Below are 21125 nucleotides of genomic sequence, written 5' to 3'. Positions count from 1 at the left end.
CCATGTTCCACTGCCTGCTGCGCCTGATCTCTATTGACCGACCCACGGGTCTCCGTCTTCGGTGGGAGCTGGTGGCGCCCTGGCGCTGTGCGTGGTGGGTGGGTCTGGCGCTGGGGCCCTCCCTGGCCTGGGCCCTGCCCACGTTTGACGAAGTACGCCGGGGCTTCCAGTCGTCTGAAACCGTACTGCTATCGCGTGAGGGCGAGGTGCTGCAGCGTGTGCGCACCGATGCCCAGGTGCGGCGCGGGGCCTGGGTGCCGTTGGCCGATGTGTCGCCCGCGCTGCGCACCGCCATGGTGCTGTCGGAAGACAAGCGCTTTTATGCGCACAGCGGTGTGGACTGGCGCGCCGCCACAGCCGCCGCCTGGGGCAATTTGTGGAACCAGCGCACGCGCGGCGCCAGCACCCTGACCATGCAACTGGCGGGCCTGCTTGACAGCCCCGACATGGCCGACCTGCGCCAGCGGCCCGGCGGGCGCAGCGTGGCGCAAAAGCTCGGCCAGACCGTGGCCGCGCAGGTGCTGGACCGGCGCTGGCGCAAAGACCAGATTTTGGAGGCCTACCTCAACCTCGTGCCGTTTCGGGGCGAGCTGGTGGGTATTGATGCACTCAGCCGCTCCCTGTTCGGCAAAGCCGCGCACGGGCTGGACGACCGCGAGGCCGCCGTGGCCGCCGCGCTGGTGCGCGGCCCCAATGCCGCGCCGGCCGTCGTCACCCAACGCGCCTGCGGTGTGCTGCGCGACATGCAGGGCAAGGCGCCAGGGCTGCGGGTCGATTGCGATGCGCTTGACCTGTTTGTCAGCGCCGCCCTGCAGCGGCGCGGCTGGGCCGCCAGCGAAGGCGTGGCGCCGCATTTTGCGCGGCGGGCGCTGGCGCAGGCAGAGGGCGGGGCGGCGCCGCCAGCGCGCATCACCACCACGCTGCGCGCGCCCTTGCAGCGCTTTGCCGTGCAAACGCTGGAACAGCACCTGCGCGAGTTGCAGGGCCGCCAGGTGGAAGACGGTGCCATTGTGGTGCTCGACAACGCCACGGGCGAGGTGCTGGCCTGGGTGGGTTCGTCGGGCCTGCTCAGCCAGGCCGCCGAGGTCGATGGCGTGCTGGCGCTGCGCCAGCCGGGCTCCACCCTCAAGCCTTTTTTGTATGCACAGGCGATTGATCAGCGGCGGCTGACCGCCGCCTCGCTCATCGAGGACTCTTCTGCCCACATTGCCACGGCGGGGGGGCTCTACATTCCGCAAAACTACGATCGCCAGTTCAAGGGCTGGGTGTCGGTGCGCACGGCGCTGGCGTCCTCGCTCAATGTGCCGGCGGTGCGCACCCTGGTCATGGTCTCGCCCGATGCGTTCTTTCGGCAACTGGTGGCGCTGGGCCTGCCGCTGCGCGAGAGCGGGGGCTATTTTGGCTACAGCCTGGCCCTGGGCAGCAGCGAGGTGCCCCTGCTGCACCTGACCAACGCCTACCGCGCCCTGGCCAATGGGGGGCGTTACAGCCCGGTGGCTCCGCCGGTGCTGCCCGTGCGCAAGGTGGTACCAGCCTTGCGGCCGGTGCTGGGCACTCAGGCGGCGTTCATCGTGGGCGACATCCTGTCCGACGGCAACGCCCGGGCGCGCACCTTCGGCACCGACAGCGTGCTGGCCACGCGCTTCTGGAGCGCCGTCAAAACCGGCACCAGCAAGGACATGCGCGACAACTGGGCCGTGGGCTGGTCTGCACGCTACACCGTGGGCGTGTGGGTGGGCAACGCCAGCGGCGCGGCCATGCACGATGTGAGCGGCAGCAGCGGCGCGGCCCCGGTCTGGGCGGCCGTGATGGCCTACCTGCACGCGCACACGCCCAGCCGCGCGCCCGCACCGCCGCGCACCCTGGTGCGCACCGCCGTGCGCTTTGGGCCCGCCCCTGGCAGCCCCCTGCCGCTGGAGGCGGCGCGCAGCGAATGGTTCGTACCGGGCACGCAGCAAGGCATTTTTGCTATGGATATCGTAGCTGGTGGCGCTTTATCTACGGTCGTTAAAGGCCAAAAACACTTAAAAAACAGGGGGCAGCCCGCAACCACTGCAGGCGGGGCGGCACCTCTTTCTGCGGTGCACATTGCCACACCGGTGTCGGGCACCATCATCGCGCTCGACCCCGATATTCCCCCGCTGCGCCAGCGCCTGCAGTTCGAGGCGGGCGGCCCTGCGGCGGGCATGCCGCTGCGCTGGCGCATGGATGGCAAGCCCGTAGGCCGGGGCGTGCAATGGGCCTGGCTGCCGTGGCCGGGCCGCCATGTGGTGCAGCTGACCGATGCGCGGGGCACGGTGCTCGATGAGGTGCGCATCGAGGTGCGTGGCGCGGGGGTCGCAAGGCGCTGACGCCACCCGCACGCCTGTTCATTGGTAATCAAATGTTTGCTTGCACCTACAATGCACAAGCAGCCCTCCATGAAGTCCATGCGCCATTTTTTTTCCCAACGCCTGATCTGGCTGGCACTGTTGCTGAGCATGGGCATTGGCGCCATGGTGGCGCGCACGATCTGGACGATGCGGTCGGATGAATGGGATTTTGCCGCGCGCACCAACAGCAATCTGGTGACAGCGCTGGAGCAATCCATTGGCTGGACGCTGCGCGTGATGGACCAATCATTGCTGGATGTGACATCCAAGCTGGAGCAGCCCGGCATCATGGAGCTGCCGCACGAACTGCGCCACCAGTTGCTGTTTGACCGTCCGTTGCGTGTTGTGGGCCTGATGGATGTCTATGTCATCGACAGCCGGGGCGACATCATCATGGATTCAAGCTCGTTGCAGGCCCGAAAGGCCAACTACGCCGACCGTGATTACTTTCTGACACTCATGGCGGGCACAAAGAAGGGCCTTGTCATCGGCCGTCCCGTCATGGGCCGCGTCACGCAATCCTGGATGCTGCCAATGGCGCGGTCCTACCGGGGGGACGACGGGCAGGTGGCCGGGGTGGTGGTCAGCTCCATTAGTCTGAGCTATTTCAATGAGCTCTTTTCCTCTTTGAACCTGGGGCCCAGCAGCGGCGTCAACCTCATTCTCGACAACGGCATCATCGTGAGCCGCTACCCCTATGGCGATGCCGACGTAGGAAAGTCCTTGGCGGGCACGGAGAATATGCGCCGTATTCTGGCGGGCCGTACGGGCAGTTTCATGGGAGTGGCAAGCCTTGACAAGGTTGAGCGCTTTTATAGTTTCCGGCATGTGGGGCCGTACCCCCTGGTGGTCAATGTCGCCCAGTCGACCCAGGCCATGCTGGCCCACTGGCGGACGAATGCCCTGCAGTTGGCTGTGTTTGCCCTGGTGCTCATGGCCAGTTGCGTGGGCTTGGCCATTCTGTTTACCCGCGAACTGGCCCAGCGCCAGCAAGTGGCCGGCCGCCTGCAGCAGGCCGAGCATTACCTGCACACCATTCTGGACAACCTGCCTTCCATGATCAGCTACTGGGACGTCGATCAACGCAACCGCTTTGTCAACAAAACCAGCAGCGCCCTGTATGGCCGCACGCCCGAGGAACTGCGTGGCCTCACGGCCCGGGAAGTGCTGGGAGAGAAGGACTATGCCTTCGTGAGACCTTATGTAGAGCAGGCATTGCAAGGCCATCCGCAGTTGTTTGAACGGACCGTTACCGACGCCTCGGGACAGTTGCGGCACACCGTCATTTCCCATACCCCCGACCGCGATGGCGACCACGGCCCGGTGCGTGGCATTTTTGTGCAGATGACCGACATCACCGAGCGCAAACGCATGGAAGACGAACTGTTCCAGGAAAAGGAACTGATGCGCCTGACGCTGCACTCCATTGGCGATGCCGTGATCTGCACCGATGCCCAGGGCCTTGTCACCTACCTCAACCCGGTGGCGCGGCGCATGACGGGTTGGCAGGCCTTTGATGCCGCCGGGCGCGATGTGGACGAGGTCGCCCCCTTGTACCTGTCCAACGGCCAGCAAACCCAGCCCAGCCCCTTGCGCGTGGCGCTGGCCACACAAGCCGCCTGCGGTCCCACGCGCGGCGTGGTGCTGCGCCGCAAGGATGGCCAGCGCTTTGATGTGGAAGAATCGGCCAGCCCCATCATCGACCGCCAACGCCAGCTGACCGGTGCGGTGATGGTGCTGCACGACGTGACCGAAACCATGGCCATGGCCGAGCGCATGGCACGTCTGGCGCAGTACGACCCCCTGACCGATCTGCCCAACCGTGTGCTGTTGCAGGACCGCGCCCAGCACGCTCTGGCCGTGGCCCGCCGCGACGGCAAGGGTCTGGCGGTGATGTACCTGGATCTGGACGGCTTCAAGCAGGTCAACGACACCCTGGGCCACGACGCTGGCGACCAGTTGCTGGTGGAGTTTGCCCGCCGCCTGACGGCCGCCATGCGCCAGTCCGATACCGTGTGCCGTCAGGGGGGCGATGAATTTGTGGTGCTGCTGCCTGCCCTGGCCACCCCGGCGCAGATCCGCACGGTAGTGCGCAAGGTGCTGGCGGTTGCGCAGCAACCGTTTGTGTTGCAGGGGCAAGAGCTGCACATCGGCGTGAGCGGGGGCCTGGCCCTGTTTCCCCAGCATGGCGACAGCTACGATGTGCTGGCGCGCCACGCTGACACCGCCATGTACGCCGCCAAGCGAGCGGGGCGCATGCAGGTGCGCTGCTACGCGGGGCAGGGCGCCGAGCCCGAGTACGTGGACCCGGGCGATGTGCAGGACAGCGTGCCATCAGACCTTTGATTGCTATTGAAAATAGAGCTGTTAACGCTTGATGGGTAAGCGTTGGAGGCTATTTTGCCCTGTGTTTTGCAATCCACTCCAGAGGCGCAGCCGAGCCGGTTTTGAATTTGTTGCATGGCCACGCAAATTATTTTGATGGTCGCAGCCGGGCGCTGTGGCTAACATCCCGGCACACTTTCCCCCGAAACCCTCCGAGGAGCGCCGCGTGTCCGACCTGTCCACCATCACCTGCATCGAAGACCTGCACCGCGTCTACCAGCGCCGCGTGCCACGCATGTTCTATGACTACTGCGACTCGGGTTCGTGGACAGAAAGCACCTACCGCGCCAACGAAGACGACTTCCAAAAAATCAAGCTGCGCCAGCGCGTGGCCGTGAACATGACGGGCCGCACCACGCGCACCACCATGGTGGGCCAGGACGTGGCCATGCCCGTGGCGCTCGCGCCCACGGGCCTGACCGGCATGCAGCATGCCGACGGCGAAATCTTGGCCGCGCGTGCGGCGCGTGATTTTGGCGTGCCCTTCACACTCTCGACCATGAGCATCTGCTCCATCGAAGACGTGGCCGAGCATGCCGGCCCGGGTTTCTGGTTCCAGCTGTATGTGATGCGCGACCGCGATTACATCGAGCGCCTGATCGACCGCGCCAAGGCCGCCGGCTGCTCGGCGCTGCAGCTCACGCTCGATCTGCAAATCCTCGGCCAGCGCCACAAAGACATCAAGAACGGCCTGTCGTCGCCCCCCAAGCCCACGTTGTCCAACCTCATCAACCTGGCGACCAAGCCGCGCTGGTGCCTGGGCATGCTGGGCACCAAACGCCGCAGCTTCGGCAACATCGTCGGCCATGCCAAGGGCGTGGGCGACATGTCTTCGCTGGCGTCGTGGACGGCCGAGCAGTTTGACCCCGAGCTGAACTGGGGCGATGTGGAGTGGATCAAAAAGCGCTGGGGCGGCAAGCTGATCATCAAGGGCATCATGGACGCCGAAGACGCCCGCCTGGCTGCCAACAGTGGGGTTGATGCGCTGATCGTCAGCAACCACGGCGGGCGCCAGCTCGACGGCGCACCCTCGTCGATTACTGCGCTGCCTTCCATCGCGCAGGCGGTGGGCAAGGACATCGAGGTGTGGATGGACGGCGGCATCCGCAGCGGCCAGGACGTGCTCAAGGCCCGCGCCCTGGGTGCGCAGGGCACCCTGATCGGCCGTGCCTTCCTCTATGGCCTGGGGGCTTACGGGGAGCTGGGCGTGACGCGGGCGCTGGAGATCATCCGCAAGGAACTCGACCTCACCATGGCGTTTTGCGGCCGCACCGACATCAACACCGTGGACGAGAGCATCCTGCTGCCGGGCACCTACCCGCGGTAGCCCTGGCCTGCCATCGGGGCCATCTGCACCCGGCAGGGTGCGCCAGGGGCTGCATCGCCCTTCATCAGCAGCCTTGGCATTCCTTCGACACAATGCAGGGAGCGTTCGGCCCCGCGCTGGCAGATCCACCTGCGCAGGGCATCCCCCCCCAACGCATGCGTGCCGCAAATAACAAGGAAACCCCCGATGAACCGCACACCTCTTTTTCTGCTGGCGGCCCTGGCCCTGGCCAGTCCGCTGGCGCAGGCCGACACCGGCAAACTGCTGCTCACGGGCGGCGTCAGCAGCATCACGGGCACGGCCGGGGGCGGCATCACGCCCTGGGCCGTGATCGGCAGCAACGCCACCGAGGGCGAGTGGGGCGCCAGCGCCTTCACCACCCGTGCCGTCACGCAGGACTACGCGCTGACCAGCTATGGCGCGGCGCTGGCCTGGAACGAGCGCGTCGAGCTGTCGGTGGCGCGGCAGGACTTTGATGCCGGGGCGGCCGTGGCCCTCAACAGCATTGCCCCATTTGGCGTGCAGCCCGGCCAGCACATCCGCATGGACGTGCTCGGTGTCAAGCTGCGCGTGGCGGGCGACGCCGTGCTCGACGCAGACACCTGGATGCCCCAGATTGCCGTGGGCCTGGAGCACAAGCGCGTGTGGCCGGGCTCGCTGCAGTCGGTGTTTGATTTTGTGGGGGCCGACACGCAATCCACGGATTTTTACGTCAGCGCCACCAAGCTGGTGCTGGACAAAGGCCTGTTGCTGAATGCCACGCTGCGCTCCACGCGCGCCAACCAGAATGGTCTGCTGGGTTTTGGGGCGGGGGCGCCAGGGCGCAACAGCCGCAGCCTGCAACCCGAGTTTTCGGTGGCCTGGCTGCTGCGGCGCGACCTGGCCATTGGAGCCGAAGTACGCTTCAAGCCCGACAACCTGCAGGCCACGGGCCGCGCGGCCGGTTTGGGTTCCGCACTTCGCGAAGACGCCTGGAAAGACATTTTCATCGCCTGGGCGCCTACCAAGAACCTCTCGCTCACCCTCGCCTGGGCAGACTTGGGCCGTGTGGTGCCGGGTATCACCAACGGACGCCGCCAGAGCGGTGCCTACCTCTCAGCCCAGGTCGCTTTCTGAACCCGCTGCAGAACATTGCCATGAAAAACACCACTGCCCTGTCTTGCGCCCTGTTGCTGGCGAGTGCCAGCCTGACGGGCGTGCACGCCCAAACCCCTGCTGCGGCGTCCCCGTCGATTGCCGCTGCGCCCCTGGCCCCAGCCCCAGCCGGTCTGTATGCCGCGCTGGGCGAGAAGGCCGGCATCGTGCGCCTGGTCGATGATTTTGTCGAACGTCTGGTGCGCCACCCACGCATTGGCAGCCAGTTCAAAGACACCAAGCCCGCTGCGCTCAAGGAAAGCCTGGTGAACCAGTTCTGCCAACTCAGTGGCGGGCCCTGCGTGTACGACGGCCCCGAGATGGGCGAACTGCATGCCGATATGGACATCAACAAGGGAGACTTCAACGCCCTGGTCGAAACCCTGCAACGTGCCATGGATGCCCAAGGCATTGCCTTCACCCAGCAAAACCGCCTGCTGGCGCTGCTGGCGCCCATGCACCGCGACATCATCACGGTGCACTGACATGCTGCGCAAAACTCTGTTTTTGATAGCTGCTTGCGCAGTAGCAGCAAGCGTTAACGCCGGAAATGTGCAAGTCCAAGTGCTGGACAAAGAAGGCCGCCCGGTGCCTGATGCCGTGGTGGTGGTCTATCCCAGCACCCCGGCAGCACCGGTGGCCAGCAATGCCACCATCGGGCAGCAGCGCATGCGTTTCGTGCCCCTGGTCACCGTGGTGGCCCCTGGGAGCCGGGTACGTTTCACCAACCTCGATCGCTGGGACCACCATATCCGGGGAACGGCAGCGGTGAACAATGTCCCTGGCGCGCCTTCAGGCACGAACTTCGAGATGCGCCTGGCCGGTGCCACAGCCGACGCCACGGGTGGTGAGGCCGATGTGGTCGTACAGGAGCCAGGCGCCGTGCTGCTGGGCTGCCACTTGCATGGTTCGATGCGCGGCCATTTGTTCGTCACCGATTCGGCCTATACCCTCAAGACCGATGCCGACGGGATTGCCCGCTTCGACCAGATTCCCGAAGGAGCTGCGCAACTGCGCGTCTGGCATCCTGAGCAACTGGTGGACTTGCCGCGCCGTGCGCTGCAGATCGGCGCTGCACCGGTGCTTGAAAGCGTGCCGCTGAGCGTGGTGCCCCGGCGGCGCCGGTCCTGACCGCGCGGGGCAAGCACCACGCACATTGGCGACAATGGCAGGGTGCCCCTTCCCGCTGTATCGCCCTCTTCTGAAAACCCCGGGCAGCCTCTGCGCCGCATCGCCCACCTCGACATGGATGCATTTTTTGCATCTGTCGAGTTGCTGCGCTATCCGCAACTCAAGGGCTTGCCGGTGGTGATCGGCGGCGGGCGGCGCGCGGTCGACGAGTTGCTGCTGCAAAGCCCGGACGGCGCCGGTCTGCGCGAGCCGCATTTCATCCCGGTGGCTGATTTCCCGCGACTCAAAGACTATGTGGGCCGGGGCGTCATCACCACAGCGACCTATGCGGCGCGCCAGTTTGGCGTGGGCTCGGCCATGGGCATGATGAAAGCCGCCCGGCTGTGCCCGCAGGCCATCGTGCTGCCGGTGGATTTTGACGAAATACGCAAATATTCGCGGCTTTTCAAGAGCACTATCACCGAGATCGCCCCCGTCATGCAGGACCGGGGGGTGGACGAGGTGTACATCGATTTCACCGATGTGCCCGGCGGCCAGCGCGAAGGCGGGCGCGTGCTGGCCCGCCTTATCCAGAAGGGCATTTTTGAACGCACCGGGCTGACCTGCTCCATCGGCGTGGCGCCCAACCGCCTGCTGGCCAAGATGGCCAGCGAGTTCAACAAGCCCAACGGCATTTCCATCGTTTACGAGACCGACCTGCAGACGCTGATCTGGCCGCTCAACGTGCGCAAGGTCAACGGCATTGGCCCCAAGGCGGGTGCAAAGCTGGCGGCGCTGGGCGTGCAGACCATTGGCGATCTGGCCGCGCAGGACCCGCAGTGGTTGATTGCGCAGTTTGGCAAATCTACCGGGGCGTGGCTGCACCGCGCGGCCTGGGGCCAGGACGACAGCCCCGTGGTGACCGAGAGTGAGCCCGTGAGCATGAGCCGCGAGACGACCTTCGAGCGCGACCTGCACGCCGTACGCGACCGTGCCGAGCTGGGGCGCATCTTCACCGACCTGTGCCAGCGCGTGGCGGCCGATCTGCAGCGCAAGGGTTATGCGGGAAAAACCATTGGCATCAAGCTGCGCTACGACGACTTTCGCAGCGTGACCCGCGACCAGACTATTGCCGAACCCACGCAGGACGCCGTCACCATTCGCCGCGCGGCGGGTTTGTGCCTCAAGCGTGTACCGCTGGAGCGGCGCTTGCGGCTGCTGGGCGTGCGGGTGGGAGGGCTGGTGCGACTGGACGAGGAAACTGCCACAAACCCTGCAGAGGTCTCCACGTCGCCGGGCCCCAGGACGGCAGATTTGTTTTAGGTCAAGAAAATGTGTTGCATGACGCCAGTCAAGTGGTACTGATAACGCAATATTCTGCGGAATATGTGACCATCTGTTTCCTCTGCTTGCAGATAAAAAGAGCGTAGCAATACACGGTGCGGGTGCGTTGGAGGGGTGCCTCTGGAGTGGCTGGTGCTGGTGTCTTTCATTTTTCACGAGTCTTGAATCTATGCGCGTCAACCTGCCCGTCACCTCCCACGAATACGACTACCCAGGCGAAGAGCTTCTGATGTCGACGACTGACGCCAAGGGTGTGATGACGCACTGCAATGCCGCCTTTGCGCGTGTCAGCGGTTACTCCATGGAGGAGTTGATGGGCCAGCCGCACAGCCTGATCCGCCACCCCGACATGCCGCCCGAGGCCTACAAGGATCTGTGGGCCACCATCGGCCGGGGCCGCAACTGGACCGGCATCGTGAAGAACCGGCGCAAGAACGGCGACTTCTACTGGGTGCGCGCCAATGTCACCCCCATGATGGTGGCCGGCAAGCCGCGCAGCTACATGTCGGTGCGTGTCAAGCCCACGCGCGACGAGGTGCGCGCCGCCGAGGCCTTGTACGCCCAGATCCGCGAGGAACGGGAGCGCGGGGCCAGCAGTTTCTGGCTGCATGCCGGGCGCGTGCGCCGTCCCGGCTTGCGCAACCAACTGGGAAAGCTGCAGCGTTTCGGCCTCACGCAGCGCCTCGTTGCGCTGCTGCTTCCCATTCTGGTGGCCGCGCTCGCGCCGGGCCTGTTGGGTTGGGCGGGCCCCGAGGTGATGATCGGCCAGGCCGTGGTGCTGCTGGCGCTGTCCGCGTTCATGCTGTGGCGGTTTCAGTGCATTGTTGCCGCGCCGCTGGCCGACGCCGAGCAGTTGATGACCGAGATCGCCGGGTGTGATCTGGCCCAGCCACAAAGCCCCGTGGAAGGCAACAGCCCCGTGGAGCGGCTGCTGGAGCGCCTGCAGCGCATCCACCTCAATTTGCGCGCCGTGGTGGGCGATGCGCGCCAGGAAATCAGGGCCTTCGGCTCCATTTCGTCTGGCATTGCGCAGGGCGCGCAAGACCTGTCCGAGCGCACCGAATCGCAGGCCAGCAGCCTGGAGGAAACAGCGGCCTCGATGGAAGAATTGTCCAGCACGGTGCGCCAATCGGCGGAAACCACGCAGCAGGTGCAAAAAGAAAGTGAGCGCAGTGCCGAGCTGGCGCGCAGTGGCGGCGAAGCCGTAGCCCAGGTGGGTACGGTGGTGCAGGCCATTGCGCAGTCGTCGGGCAAGATGGGCCAGATCATTTCTACCATCGAGGGCATCGCCTTCCAGACCAACATTCTCGCGCTCAATGCCGCCGTCGAAGCTGCACGTGCTGGCGAGCAGGGCCGGGGTTTCGCCGTGGTGGCCAGCGAAGTGCGGGCGCTGGCGCAGCGCAGCGCCACCGCGGCCGGTGAAATCCGTGGGCTGATTGGCGAATCCAGCGCGCACATCGAGCGGGGCGCCGGGCAGATGCAGTCGGCCGGCAAAACCATTGCCGAGGTGGTGCAGTCGGTGGCCTATGTCAATACCCTGATGGGCCAGATCAGCATTGCCACGCGTGAGCAGGCCCAGGGTATTGCGCAGGTGAACGAGGCCGTGATCGAGCTGGACCGTGTCACGCAGCAAAACGCTGCGCTGGTCGAAGAATCCGCCGCTTCGGCCCGCGCCATGAGCGACAACGCAGGAGTGCTGGGCCGCACGCTCGACGTGTTCAAGGTGTAGCTGGCGGTTGGACTATTGCCGCGCCGTGCGCACGTTGGGTGGCGGCGCCATGGGGTGGCTGGTGCGCCAGGGGTTGATGTCCAGCCCGCCCCGGCGGGTGTAGCGCGCATACACCTCCAGCTTGATGGGTTTGCAGCGCGTCCAGAGGTCCATGAAGATGCGCTCCACGCATTGTTCGTGGAACTCGTTGTGGTTGCGAAAGCTCACGATGTACTGCAGCAGCCCTTCCTGCTCGATTTGCGGGCCGGTGTAGGCAATGCGCACGCTGCCCCAGTCGGGCTGGCCGGTGACCAGGCAGTTGCTCTTGAGCAGGTGGCTGACCAGCACCTCGCTCACGGGCGCCTCGTCGAAAGCGGCGCGCAGCAGTTGCGGTGCCGGCTGGTAGTGCTTGCATTCCAGGTCGAGGCGATCCAGGTTCAGGCCATCGAGTTCGTGGATTGGCTCACGGTCAAACAATTCGGGCAGCAGGACCCGCACGCCCAGGCTGGCCGACTGCGGGGCGCCGCGCCACGCGGCCTCGGTGAGGTCGGCGCGCAGGCGTGCCTGCACGGCCTCAACGCCGGAAAAGCGGGTGTTGTTGAAACTGTTGAGGTACAGCTTGAACGATTTGCTCTCGATGATGTTCGGCGTTTCGCAGGGCACGGTAATGTGTGCCAGCGCCACCTGGGGCTTGCCGCGTTCGTTGAGCCATGACAGCTCAAACGCGGTCCACAGGTCGGCACCCATGAAAGGCGGGTTGCCCGTGATACCGATCTCGGCCCGCTTGCCTGCGCGCGGCAGGGGGAACAGCAGCGAGGCGTCGTACTGGTCGATATAGGCGGACGCCTTGCCCAGGGGAGATTGGTCTGCAGAGGACATGTGTACTATCAAAAAAATAGCTAGTAGCGCTTTACTGGTAAGCGTTTGAGCCGTATTTTAGTCAAATTTTCTTTCGCGCAGCCATTGCGTGGCCACCCATTTTTCACCTGTGACCACAGGCGCGCCACCATGCAAGGTGCGGCTGCTGGGGTGGGGCTGGTCGTAGCGGAAGAATACGGCATGGCCGCGCAGCGGGGCCACCTCCAGGCCAAGGTCGGGGAAGGTGGTGGCGCCGCCCTCGTCGGGCGTGTTCAGGTAGATCAACAGCGTGGCCAGGCGCTGGCCGCCGCGCTGCAACAGGGTGCTGGTGCCGGGTTCGGCCGGATCGAAGTAGTCGTAATGCGGCCGGTACTCGGCGCCCGGGCCGTAGCGCAGCACTTGCAGGCCTTCGCAGTTTGCGGCGGGCCAGCCCAGCAGGCGCGACAGGCGCTCCTCGATGTGCTGCACCAGCGGGGTTTCGGCCCGCTGGAAGAACATGCCGTCGCTGGTGCGGTGGGCGTTGCGCTCTTCGCCGCCGGTGTGCTGCTGCACCGTGAGCGAGCGCGCCATGTGGGGGCGCGCGGCGTCGATCAGGGCGGTGCATTCGCTCGCGCTGAGCAGGTTTGCCAGCACCACCAACGGCGGTTTGTCGATCGCCAGCAAGCGCTGCACGCTGTGCCCGTTCAGGTCGATGCGATGCGGGCCGCTGTGCAGCCCTTGGCCTGGCAGAGGGCGGGTTTCGGGAAAGGACAATGAGGTCGGCGTAACAGCTGGGACCATAGCGCTAACCCCACTCAGACCCGTCGGCGGAACACCAGACGATCGGGGCTGGACGCGCCGATGTCATGGGCGTAGCCCTCGGCGGCAAAGTCTTCGAGCTGGCGGGGGGTGGCGGCGCGCTGCGTAATGGCATGGCGTGCCATCAGGCCGCGCGCACGCTTGGCGTGGAAGCTGATGATTTTCCAGGTGCCGTTTTTCCAGTCCTCGAACACGCATTCGACCACCCGGGCGCGCAGCTGCTTGCGGTCCACCGACTTGAAATATTCTTGCGATGCCAGGTTGAGCACCACGGGTGCCTCTTCGTCCTGCTGGCAGGCGTTGAGATGCTGGGCAATGCGCGGCCCCCAGAATTGGTAGAGCGTCTGGCCTGCCGGGGTGGCCAGTCGTGTGCCCATTTCCAGCCGGTAGGGCTGCATCCAGTCGAGCGGACGCAGCACGCCATACAGGCCACTGAGAATGGCCAGGTGCTGCTGCGCCCAGGCCAGGTCTTCAGCGGCCAGCGTGCGCGCATCCAAACCTTCGTACACATCGCCATTGAAGGCCAGCAGCGCCTGGCGCGCATTGCGGGCGCTGAACCGGCTAGACCAAGCCTGATAACGCGCGACGTTCAGCGCGGCCAGCGGGTCGCTGATCTTCATCAACGAGGCAATGTCTTGTGGGGATTTCTGTCGCAGGATCTCGATGAGCTGCTGGGATTGCGCAACGAACTGCGGCCGCGTGTGCGGCAGGTCGGCGGGGACGGGGGTGTCGTAGTCGAGCGATTTGGCGGGGGACAGCAAAATCATCATGGCGTGCGGGTCTCCAAAAAGCCACTGGCCCCAAGCGGGGCCAGTGGTCCATCAATCGGCACAGTCGCTGGTGGGCGTCCGTGCCGGTCCTCAGGCGCTTGGCGGCTGATCGAACGGCAGCTGCATGTCGCGCAGGTCGCGGCGGGTTTCCACCAGCACCAGCGGGCCGTCGTCTAGCACCACGGCCGGTGGACGCACGCGGGGCACGTGGATGGGGCGTGGTTCGGCGGCAATGGCGGCCTGGATGGCGGCGACCTTGTCAGCGTCTGACTGCACCCACTGCAGGCCGGAGCCCTGGGCCACTTGCTGCATTTCATCGATCGGCAGCACGAAGGGCGCGACGACCGGCAGGGCGCCATTGCTGGCGGTCACTGGTGCTGCAGCCGGTGCTGCGACCGGTGCCGCAGGAGGAGCCACGGGTGCTGCCATCACGGGGGCTGGTGCTGGCATGGCCGGTGCAGGTGCTGCCACCGCAGGGGCTGCGGCCACTGGTGCCGGTGCCTGGGTTGGTGCTGGTTCAGCGGCCTGGGGTGCTGTGGCTGCGGGTGCAAAGTAACTGCGGCGGCTGTTGTCCGAGGGAGCTGCTTGAACCGGCTGGCCGGGCAACTCGAAGTCCATCATGCCTTCCGCTGCGGGTGCTGGCGGCGCTTCCTGTCCATCACGGCGCGGCTCGCCACGTTCGCCACGCTGGCGGTCACGGCCATAACGGTCGCGCGAGCGGCGGGTGCGGGTCTCGCCAGTGTCGGCCTGCGCCGCTGCGGAGGGCATGTCATTGCCTGTCAGGTCCAGGTCGGGCAGCAGTGCCAGTGGAGCGGTATCGGCAAAATCCGCCGGTGCGTTGCTGGGCTGGCTTTCCTGGGCGCGGGGCTGGCGTTCACGGCCTTCACTGCGGGGCTGGCGCTCGCGGCCTTCACCACGGGGCTGGCGCTCGCGGCCACCATTGCCGTTGCGGGGCGCGCGATCACCGCGTGCCTCGTTGCGGTTTTCGCTGTCTGCCGCGTCCGGGCCTTGGGGGGCTGTCTGCGTTGGAGCGTCGGCTGCGGGGCGTGCTTCGGCACCGTCGCGGCGGCCACGGCCACCTTCGCGGTTGCCGTCGCGGGGCGGACGACCACCACCCTCGGTGGAGCGTGCTTCCGATGGACGCTCGCTGCGTTCACCGCGGCGGCCACGGCCGTCGGCAGCGCCATCACGGCCACTGGCTTCGCGGTTGCCATCGCGGCTATTCACGTCGCGGTTGCCATCACGGCTGCCGTTGCGTTCGCCACGGCGGCCTCGGCTATCACCGCCACGTCCATCACGGCGCGGCTCGCGGGCTGGGGTTTCTGCGGCGGGTGCTGGGGTCGGTGCGGGGGCTGCGGCAGGGGGGTCGCCCATACCGAACAAGCCCTTGAGCCAGGCAAAGAAGCCCTGCTCCTGGGGGGCCACCGGGGCACGTGCCGGAGCCGGCTGGGGTGCAGCAGCGGCTTGCCGCTGGGGTGCGCGCGGAGCGCGGGCCTCGGCCTGTGCTTCGGTGCGGGGCGCGGCCTGTGGTGCCGGGGCGTCGGGCAGCACGCCCTTGATCACCGGGGTTTGCTTGTTGGTCGGCTCCTGCGAGCGGCGTGTCACGGCGGTGGGGTCTTCCACTTCTTCGGCGAGCGTGTAGCTGGCCTGCACATGGTCCAGGCGTGGGTCGTCGTGCTTGAGGCGTTCGAGCTTGTAGTTGGGTGTTTCCAGTGCCTTGTTGGGTACCATCAGCACGGCCACGCGCTGCTTGAGCTCGATCTTGGCGATCTCGGTGCGCTTTTCGTTCAGCAGGAACGAAGCCACTTCCACCGGCACCTGGCAGTGCACGGCGGCGGTGTTGTCCTTCATCGATTCTTCTTGAATGATGCGCAGGATCTGCAGCGCCGACGATTCGGTGTCGCGGATATGGCCCGAGCCACCGCAGCGCGGGCAGGGGATGGAGGAACCTTCGCTCAATGCGGGCTTGAGGCGCTGGCGGCTCATTTCCATGAGGCCGAACTTGCTGATGGTGCCGAACTGCACGCGGGCGCGGTCCTGGCGCAGGGCGTCGCGCAGGCGGCTCTCCACCTCGCGGCGGTTCTTGCTCTCCTCCATGTCGATGAAGTCGATCACGATCAGGCCGCCCAGGTCGCGCAGGCGCATCTGGCGGGCCACTTCGTCGGCGGCTTCCAGGTTGGTGCGGGTGGCGGTTTCCTCGATGTCGCCGCCCTTGATGGCGCGGGCCGAGTTCACGTCCACGCTGACCAGCGCTTCGGTGTGGTCGATCACGATGGCGCCGCCCGAGGGCAGTTGCACGGTGCGGGCGTAGGCCGACTCGATCTGGTGCTCGATCTGGAAGCGCGAGAACAGGGCAGCGTCGTCGCGATAGCGCTTGACGCGGGCGGCATGCTCGGGCATGACGTGCGCCATGAACTGCTGCGCCTGTTCGTAGATGTCGTCGGTATCTATGAGGATGTCACCGATGTCGTTGTTGAAGTAGTCGCGGATGGCGCGGATGACGAGGCTCGATTCCTGGTAAATCAGGAAAGCGCCTTTGCCGCCCTGGGCAGCGCCGTCGATGGCGTTCCACAATTTCAGCAGGTAGTTCAGGTCCCACTGCAGCTCGGGCGCGCTGCGGCCGATACCGGCGGTGCGCGCAATGATGGACATGCCGTTGGGGTATTCCAGCTGGTCCATCGCCTCCTTGAGTTCGGCGCGGTCCTCACCCTCGATGCGGCGGCTTACGCCACCGCCACGCGGGTTGTTGGGCATCAGCACCACATAGCGGCCGGCCAGGCTCACGAAGGTGGTGAGGGCGGCGCCCTTGTTGCCACGTTCTTCTTTTTCCACCTGGACCAGCAGTTCCTGGCCTTCCTTGATGACGTCGTTGATGCGTGCCTGGTTGGGCGAGACGCCGGCGGCGAAATACTGGCGGGCAATTTCCTTGAACGGCAAGAAACCGTGGCGGTCTTCACCGTAGTCGACAAAGCAGGCCTCCAGCGAAGGCTCGACGCGCGTGACAACGGCCTTGTAGATGTTGCCCTTGCGCTGCTCGCGCCCTTCGATTTCGATTTCGTAGTCGAGGAGTTTTTGTCCATCGACGATGGCCAGGCGCCGTTCTTCAGGCTGCGTGGCGTTGATCAGCATCCGCTTCATGATGCATTTCCTTTTGTGTGTGCCGGGCGCCGACGGTCTGGCAGCAAACATGCTGCGCGGGCTGTCGGCGCGCGTGATTCCATACTGACAACAGGCCCTCAAGGGGCCAACAATGCCTGGACTGACGCTTTGGAACGAAGGGAATTGCCGGGAATGCTGCAACGCCCCGCACAGCTGCTAGCTCTGCGGGGGCGGCAAGGGCGCGTGGATGGGGGCGAGCCTGGAATAGTGCAGGTTTGCTATAAATTGAATAGCTAGTTGCGCAGGCAGGGTGGGCTCTGGGGTGTAATTTTTTGCCCACAGCAGCGGCAGACGCCACCGCCAGAGGGACAAAAATCGCATGACCAGTACCAACATGTTCGCTTCGATCCTCTGGCACGCTGGGCCCGGGTGGGGCAGCCTGCCAGACAGGGGATTCCGTATCAGTGTTCCAATGTGTCAGCCTCCCGTGCGGTGCACCGGCCATGTCAGGCAACTGGCCTGTCATCTGCATGTGCAACGCCCGCTGGCATCGACCTGCCTGCGCGGGGTGAGCGGCCGTGTGGACTAAACTCCAGACGAATCAACTACTTACAAAACACTGCGCAGGTGAAACACATTATAGAGGCCAAACCGGCTTCGCACCGTCCCAAGGCGCCAGAGCCCCTGCCCGCGCGCATGGCACCCGCCGTCCGCATGCTGGACGTGGACGCTGACTCCGCGGGCCAGCGGCTGGATAATTTTTTGATGCGCCACCTCAAGGGCGTGCCCAAGACGCATGTCTACCGCATCATTCGCAGCGGCGAGGTGCGCATCAACAAGGGGCGCGCCACGGCCGATACGCGCGTGCAGGCAGGGGATCAGGTGCGCCTGCCACCCGTGCGCGTGTCTGAAAAAATGGCCGAGAAGGCTGAACGCCCCGCGCCAGCGCGGGAGTTTCCTTTGTTGCTCGAAGATGAGCACCTCATCGCCCTCGACAAACCCGCCGGCACAGCGGTGCACGGTGGCAGCGGCGTGAGTTTTGGTGTGATCGAACAAATGCGCCAGGCGCGGTCCCAGGCCAAGTTTCTGGAGCTGGTGCACCGGCTCGACCGCGAAACCTCGGGCATCCTGCTGGTGGCCAAGAAACGCAGCGCACTCACGCACCTGCAGGACCAGTTCCGCGAGCGGGAGACCGGTAAGACCTACCTGGCGCTGGTGATCGGCACGTGGCCCGCGAACAAGAAGGTGATCGATACACCGCTGCACAAATACCTGCAGCCCGATGGCGAGCGGCGTGTGCGCACCACCACGGTGGATGATCCCGATGGCATGCGTTCCATCACGCTGGTGAAGCTGCGCACTAGCCTGCCCGCACGGCCTGACCAGGATTTGCCCGCGTTTTCGCTGCTGGAGGTCACCATCAAGACCGGGCGCACCCACCAGATTCGCGTGCATCTGGCCAGCCAGGGCCATCCGATTGCCGGGGACGAGAAATATGGCGACTTCGATCTCAACCGCCGTTTGCCCCGCCACGGCCTCAAGCGCATGTTTCTGCATGCCTGGAGGCTGCAGTTCACCCACCCTGCCAGCGGCGAGCGCATCGAACTGCTGGCGCCCCTGCCACCCGACCTGGCCTGTTTTGTTCCCTCTATCCCATGAGCCCTATTGCCCGTCCGCGCCGTTTTGACCTGATCGCCTTCGATTGGGATGGCACCTTGTTCGACTCCACCGCCATCATCGTGCGCAGCATCCAGTCTGCCGTGCGCGATGTCGGGGGCACCGTACCCAGCGACAGTGACGCCGCCTATGTGATTGGCATGGCATTGAACCAGGCCCTGGCCCATGCCGCACCCGATGTGCCGCCCGAAAAATACGGCGATCTCAATCTGCGCTACCGCTACCACTACGCCCGCCACCAGGACGACCTGAGCCTGTTCCATGGCGTGTTGCCTTTGCTGGGTGCGCTGCGCGAACGCGGGCACCTGCTGACCGTCGCCACGGGCAAGAGCCGCCGCGGCCTGGACGAGGCCTTGCACAGCGTGCAGCTTCGCGGGGTGTTCGATGGCTCGCGCACGGCCGACGAAACGGCGGGCAAGCCCCATCCGCTGATGCTGCATGAGCTGATGGGTGAGTTCGATGTGGCGCCCGAGCGCGTGCTCATGATTGGCGACACCACGCACGACTTGCAGATGGCGCGCAACGCCGGGTGTGCCAGCCTGGGCGTGAGCTACGGCGCGCATGCGCCCGATGCCTTTGGCGCGCTGGGCCCCCTGTACATCGCACAATCGGTGGCCGACCTGCACGACTGGTTGGCCCGTGAGGGCTGATTTCGACAGTTGACAATGCCATGATGCCGAACATTTCCGACACCATTCCCCTGTGCCCCAGTGCCGATCTGCAGGACGGCGGCATGGCCGTGCCCTTCGATGTGGTGTACGCAGGCGAAACCTGCCGCGCCTTTGCTGTCCGATTCCAAGGGGCTGTTCATGCCTACCTGAACCGCTGCGCACATGTGCCCATGGAAATGGATTACCAGGAAAACCGCTTCTTCGACGACAGTGGTCGCTGGCTGTTGTGCGCCACCCATGGCGCAACCTACGCCCCCGACACGGGCACCTGCGTTGCAGGTCCCTGTCGCGGTGGGCTGGTGAAGATCGTCCTCACCGAAAGCGATGGCATGGTGCACTGGCATACTGCGAGCCACATCCAGCCCATCAAGTTCTGATATGACCGAGTCCCACCAGCTTCCTCCGAATGGATCTGAGCAAAAAAACGCTGCAACGCCCGATCTGTGGGCGCAGGCAGCTACTGATACAGGAGCAAAAAATGCAGACGCTCAGGCGCCGGGCTGGGAGCGCTCCGTCTTGGAGAAGCTCGCTTTTGCCGCACTGAACGAGCAGCGAGCGGCGCGGCGCTGGCGTATTTTTTGGCGCTTGTGCTGGCTGGCATTCTTTGGAGCCCTCGCGTGGGCGCTGATGTCGAGCAATATGGCGACCTCGTCGAGCAAGAGCGCGCCGCACACGGCGGTGGTCGATATCAAGGGCGAAATCGCCTCTGGCGCCGACGCCAGCGCCGAATATGTGGTCGCCGCCCTGCGCAGCGCCTTCGAAGACGACGGCTCCAAGGCGGTGGTGCTGCTCATCAATTCGCCCGGCGGAAGCCCCGTGCAGGCGGGCATGATCAACGACGAAATCGTGCGTCTCAAGGCCAAGCATGGCAAGCCCGTGTATGCCGTGGTCGAGGAGACCTGTGCCTCGGCCGCCTATTACATTGCTGCCGCGGCCGACGACATCTATGTGGACAAGGCCAGCATTGTGGGCAGCATCGGCGTGCTCATGGACGGCTTCGGGTTCACCGGCACCATGGAGAAACTGGGTGTGGAGCGCCGTCTGCTGACGGCGGGCGAAAACAAGGGTTTTCTCGACCCCTTCAGTCCGCAAACCGAAAAACAGCGCGCCTATGCGCTGGCCATGCTCGACCAGATCCACCAGCAATTCATCGCCGTAGTGAAGGCAGGCCGGGGCGACCGGCTCAAGAGCACGCCCGACACCTTCAGCGGCCTGTTCTGGACGGGCCAGCAGGCCATCGAGTTGGGCCTGGCAGACCAGCTGGGCAACCTTGACTATGTGGCGCGTGAGATCGTCAAGGCCGAGGACATCATCGACTACACGCGCCATGAAAACGTGGCCGAACGCTTGGCCAAGCGTTTTGGTGCAGCCATCGGCGCCGGGGCCGTGCAGGCCGCCCGTTCGTTCATGCCGCAGTTGCGCTGAAGTCCAGAGACGCATGGCCGGGCAGGCCCGGTAAATCACCGACAATGCAGCCATGAACTGGCTCAACGAAGTGAAATGGGACGCACAGGGGCTGGTCCCCGTGATTGCGCAGGAAAAAGGCACGGGCGACGTGCTCATGTTTGCCTGGATGAACCGCGAGGCGCTGCAAAAAACCGCAGAGCTGGGCCGGGCTGTGTATTTCAGTCGGTCGCGCGGCAAGCTGTGGTTCAAGGGCGAGGAGTCCGGCCACGTGCAGACCGTGCACGAAATTCGCGTCGACTGCGACCAGGATGTGGTGCTATTGCAGGTGACGCAGCAGGGCCACGAGCCTGGCATCGCCTGCCACACCGGGCGGCACAGCTGTTTTTTCCGTGTTTTGCAGGGCGACGCCTGGCAGAGCGTCGATCCGGTCTTGAAAGACCCGCAATCCATCTACAAATAAGTGCC

16 protein-coding genes and 1 pseudogene are annotated in these 21125 nt (G+C 65.2%); 13 read left to right on the top strand and 4 right to left on the bottom strand.

Going from position 1 to position 21125, the window contains the following annotated elements; all coding sequences use genetic code 11:
• The first annotated feature begins 2 nt into the window (after positions 1 to 2).
• The 8 genes from pbpC (at position 3) to ACYVOC_RS02665 (ending at position 11401) form a co-directional block, all read left to right on the top strand.
• Positions 3 to 2351 carry a penicillin-binding protein 1C gene (gene pbpC / locus ACYVOC_RS02700; RefSeq protein WP_461160792.1) on the top strand — a complete coding sequence of 783 codons (2349 nt, stop codon included), beginning with the start codon at positions 3 to 5 and terminating at the stop codon, positions 2349 to 2351.
• Between the two features lie 69 nt (positions 2352 to 2420).
• Positions 2421 to 4718, top strand: a complete 2298-nt coding sequence (locus ACYVOC_RS02695; protein ID WP_461160791.1) for a sensor domain-containing diguanylate cyclase — start codon at positions 2421 to 2423, stop codon at positions 4716 to 4718.
• A 205-nt stretch (positions 4719 to 4923) separates the two neighbouring features.
• Positions 4924 to 6084, top strand: coding sequence for an alpha-hydroxy acid oxidase (locus ACYVOC_RS02690; protein WP_461160790.1), 1161 nt, complete (start codon positions 4924 to 4926; stop codon positions 6082 to 6084).
• A 186-nt stretch (positions 6085 to 6270) separates the two neighbouring features.
• On the top strand, positions 6271 to 7200 hold the full coding sequence (locus tag ACYVOC_RS02685) for a DUF3034 family protein (RefSeq protein WP_461160789.1): 930 nt from the start codon (positions 6271 to 6273) through the stop codon (positions 7198 to 7200).
• A 20-nt stretch (positions 7201 to 7220) separates the two neighbouring features.
• Positions 7221 to 7703, top strand: coding sequence for a group I truncated hemoglobin (locus tag ACYVOC_RS02680; protein WP_116004763.1), 483 nt, complete (start codon positions 7221 to 7223; stop codon positions 7701 to 7703).
• A 1-nt stretch (position 7704) separates the two neighbouring features.
• Positions 7705 to 8349 carry a cupredoxin domain-containing protein gene (locus ACYVOC_RS02675; RefSeq protein WP_461160788.1) on the top strand — a complete coding sequence of 215 codons (645 nt, stop codon included), beginning with the start codon at positions 7705 to 7707 and terminating at the stop codon, positions 8347 to 8349.
• Between the two features lie 114 nt (positions 8350 to 8463).
• The gene (locus tag ACYVOC_RS02670) at positions 8464 to 9651 is read left to right on the top strand and encodes a Y-family DNA polymerase (RefSeq protein WP_461160787.1); all 1188 of its coding nucleotides are present in this window, start codon (positions 8464 to 8466) and stop codon (positions 9649 to 9651) included.
• 190 nt (positions 9652 to 9841) lie between these two features.
• Positions 9842 to 11401, top strand: a complete 1560-nt coding sequence (locus ACYVOC_RS02665) for a methyl-accepting chemotaxis protein (RefSeq protein WP_461160786.1) — start codon at positions 9842 to 9844, stop codon at positions 11399 to 11401.
• Positions 11402 to 11413: 12 nt separating this feature from the next.
• Here ACYVOC_RS02665 and queF read toward each other — a convergent pair whose 3' ends face one another.
• The 4 genes and pseudogenes from queF to ACYVOC_RS02645 form a co-directional block, all read right to left on the bottom strand.
• Positions 11414 to 12259 (bottom strand): NADPH-dependent 7-cyano-7-deazaguanine reductase QueF, encoded by an 846-nt coding sequence (gene queF / locus ACYVOC_RS02660; protein ID WP_461160785.1) that lies wholly within the window; start codon positions 12257 to 12259, stop codon positions 11414 to 11416.
• A 57-nt stretch (positions 12260 to 12316) separates the two neighbouring features.
• Positions 12317 to 12868 (bottom strand): annotated as a pseudogene (locus ACYVOC_RS02655) (2OG-Fe(II) oxygenase); the annotation flags it as partial.
• Positions 12869 to 13032: 164 nt separating this feature from the next.
• Positions 13033 to 13806: a peroxide stress protein YaaA gene (gene yaaA / locus ACYVOC_RS02650; RefSeq protein ID WP_461160784.1), complete on the bottom strand. Its 774-nt coding sequence runs from the start codon at positions 13804 to 13806 to the stop codon at positions 13033 to 13035.
• Between the two features lie 90 nt (positions 13807 to 13896).
• Positions 13897 to 16944, bottom strand: coding sequence for an Rne/Rng family ribonuclease (locus tag ACYVOC_RS02645; protein WP_461160783.1), 3048 nt, complete (start codon positions 16942 to 16944; stop codon positions 13897 to 13899).
• Positions 16945 to 17532: 588 nt separating this feature from the next.
• On the opposite strand from ACYVOC_RS02645, the gene ACYVOC_RS02640 reads away from it, so the two are divergent.
• Genes ACYVOC_RS02640 through hisI form a run of 5 tightly spaced genes read left to right on the top strand, consistent with a single transcriptional unit; the run spans position 17533 to position 21120 of the window.
• On the top strand, positions 17533 to 18564 hold the full coding sequence (locus ACYVOC_RS02640) for an RluA family pseudouridine synthase (RefSeq protein WP_461160782.1): 1032 nt from the start codon (positions 17533 to 17535) through the stop codon (positions 18562 to 18564).
• Positions 18561 to 19232, top strand: a complete 672-nt coding sequence (locus ACYVOC_RS02635; protein ID WP_116004755.1) for an HAD family hydrolase — start codon at positions 18561 to 18563, stop codon at positions 19230 to 19232. Before ACYVOC_RS02640 ends, ACYVOC_RS02635 begins: the two co-directional genes overlap by 4 nt.
• A gap of 23 nt (positions 19233 to 19255) precedes the next feature.
• Complete coding sequence (locus ACYVOC_RS02630) at positions 19256 to 19630, top strand: Rieske (2Fe-2S) protein (protein WP_461160871.1); 375 nt, start codon at positions 19256 to 19258, stop codon at positions 19628 to 19630.
• Position 19631: 1 nt separating this feature from the next.
• Positions 19632 to 20678 carry a S49 family peptidase gene (locus tag ACYVOC_RS02625; RefSeq protein WP_116004754.1) on the top strand — a complete coding sequence of 349 codons (1047 nt, stop codon included), beginning with the start codon at positions 19632 to 19634 and terminating at the stop codon, positions 20676 to 20678.
• Positions 20679 to 20730: 52 nt separating this feature from the next.
• Complete coding sequence (gene hisI / locus ACYVOC_RS02620; RefSeq protein ID WP_116004753.1) at positions 20731 to 21120, top strand: phosphoribosyl-AMP cyclohydrolase; 390 nt, start codon at positions 20731 to 20733, stop codon at positions 21118 to 21120.
• Positions 21121 to 21125 lie beyond the last annotated feature (5 nt).

Source organism: Simplicispira piscis, from assembly GCF_054783455.1.
Note: the sequence above shows the minus strand (reverse complement) of the source record. Positions and strands in the feature narration are given on the sequence as shown.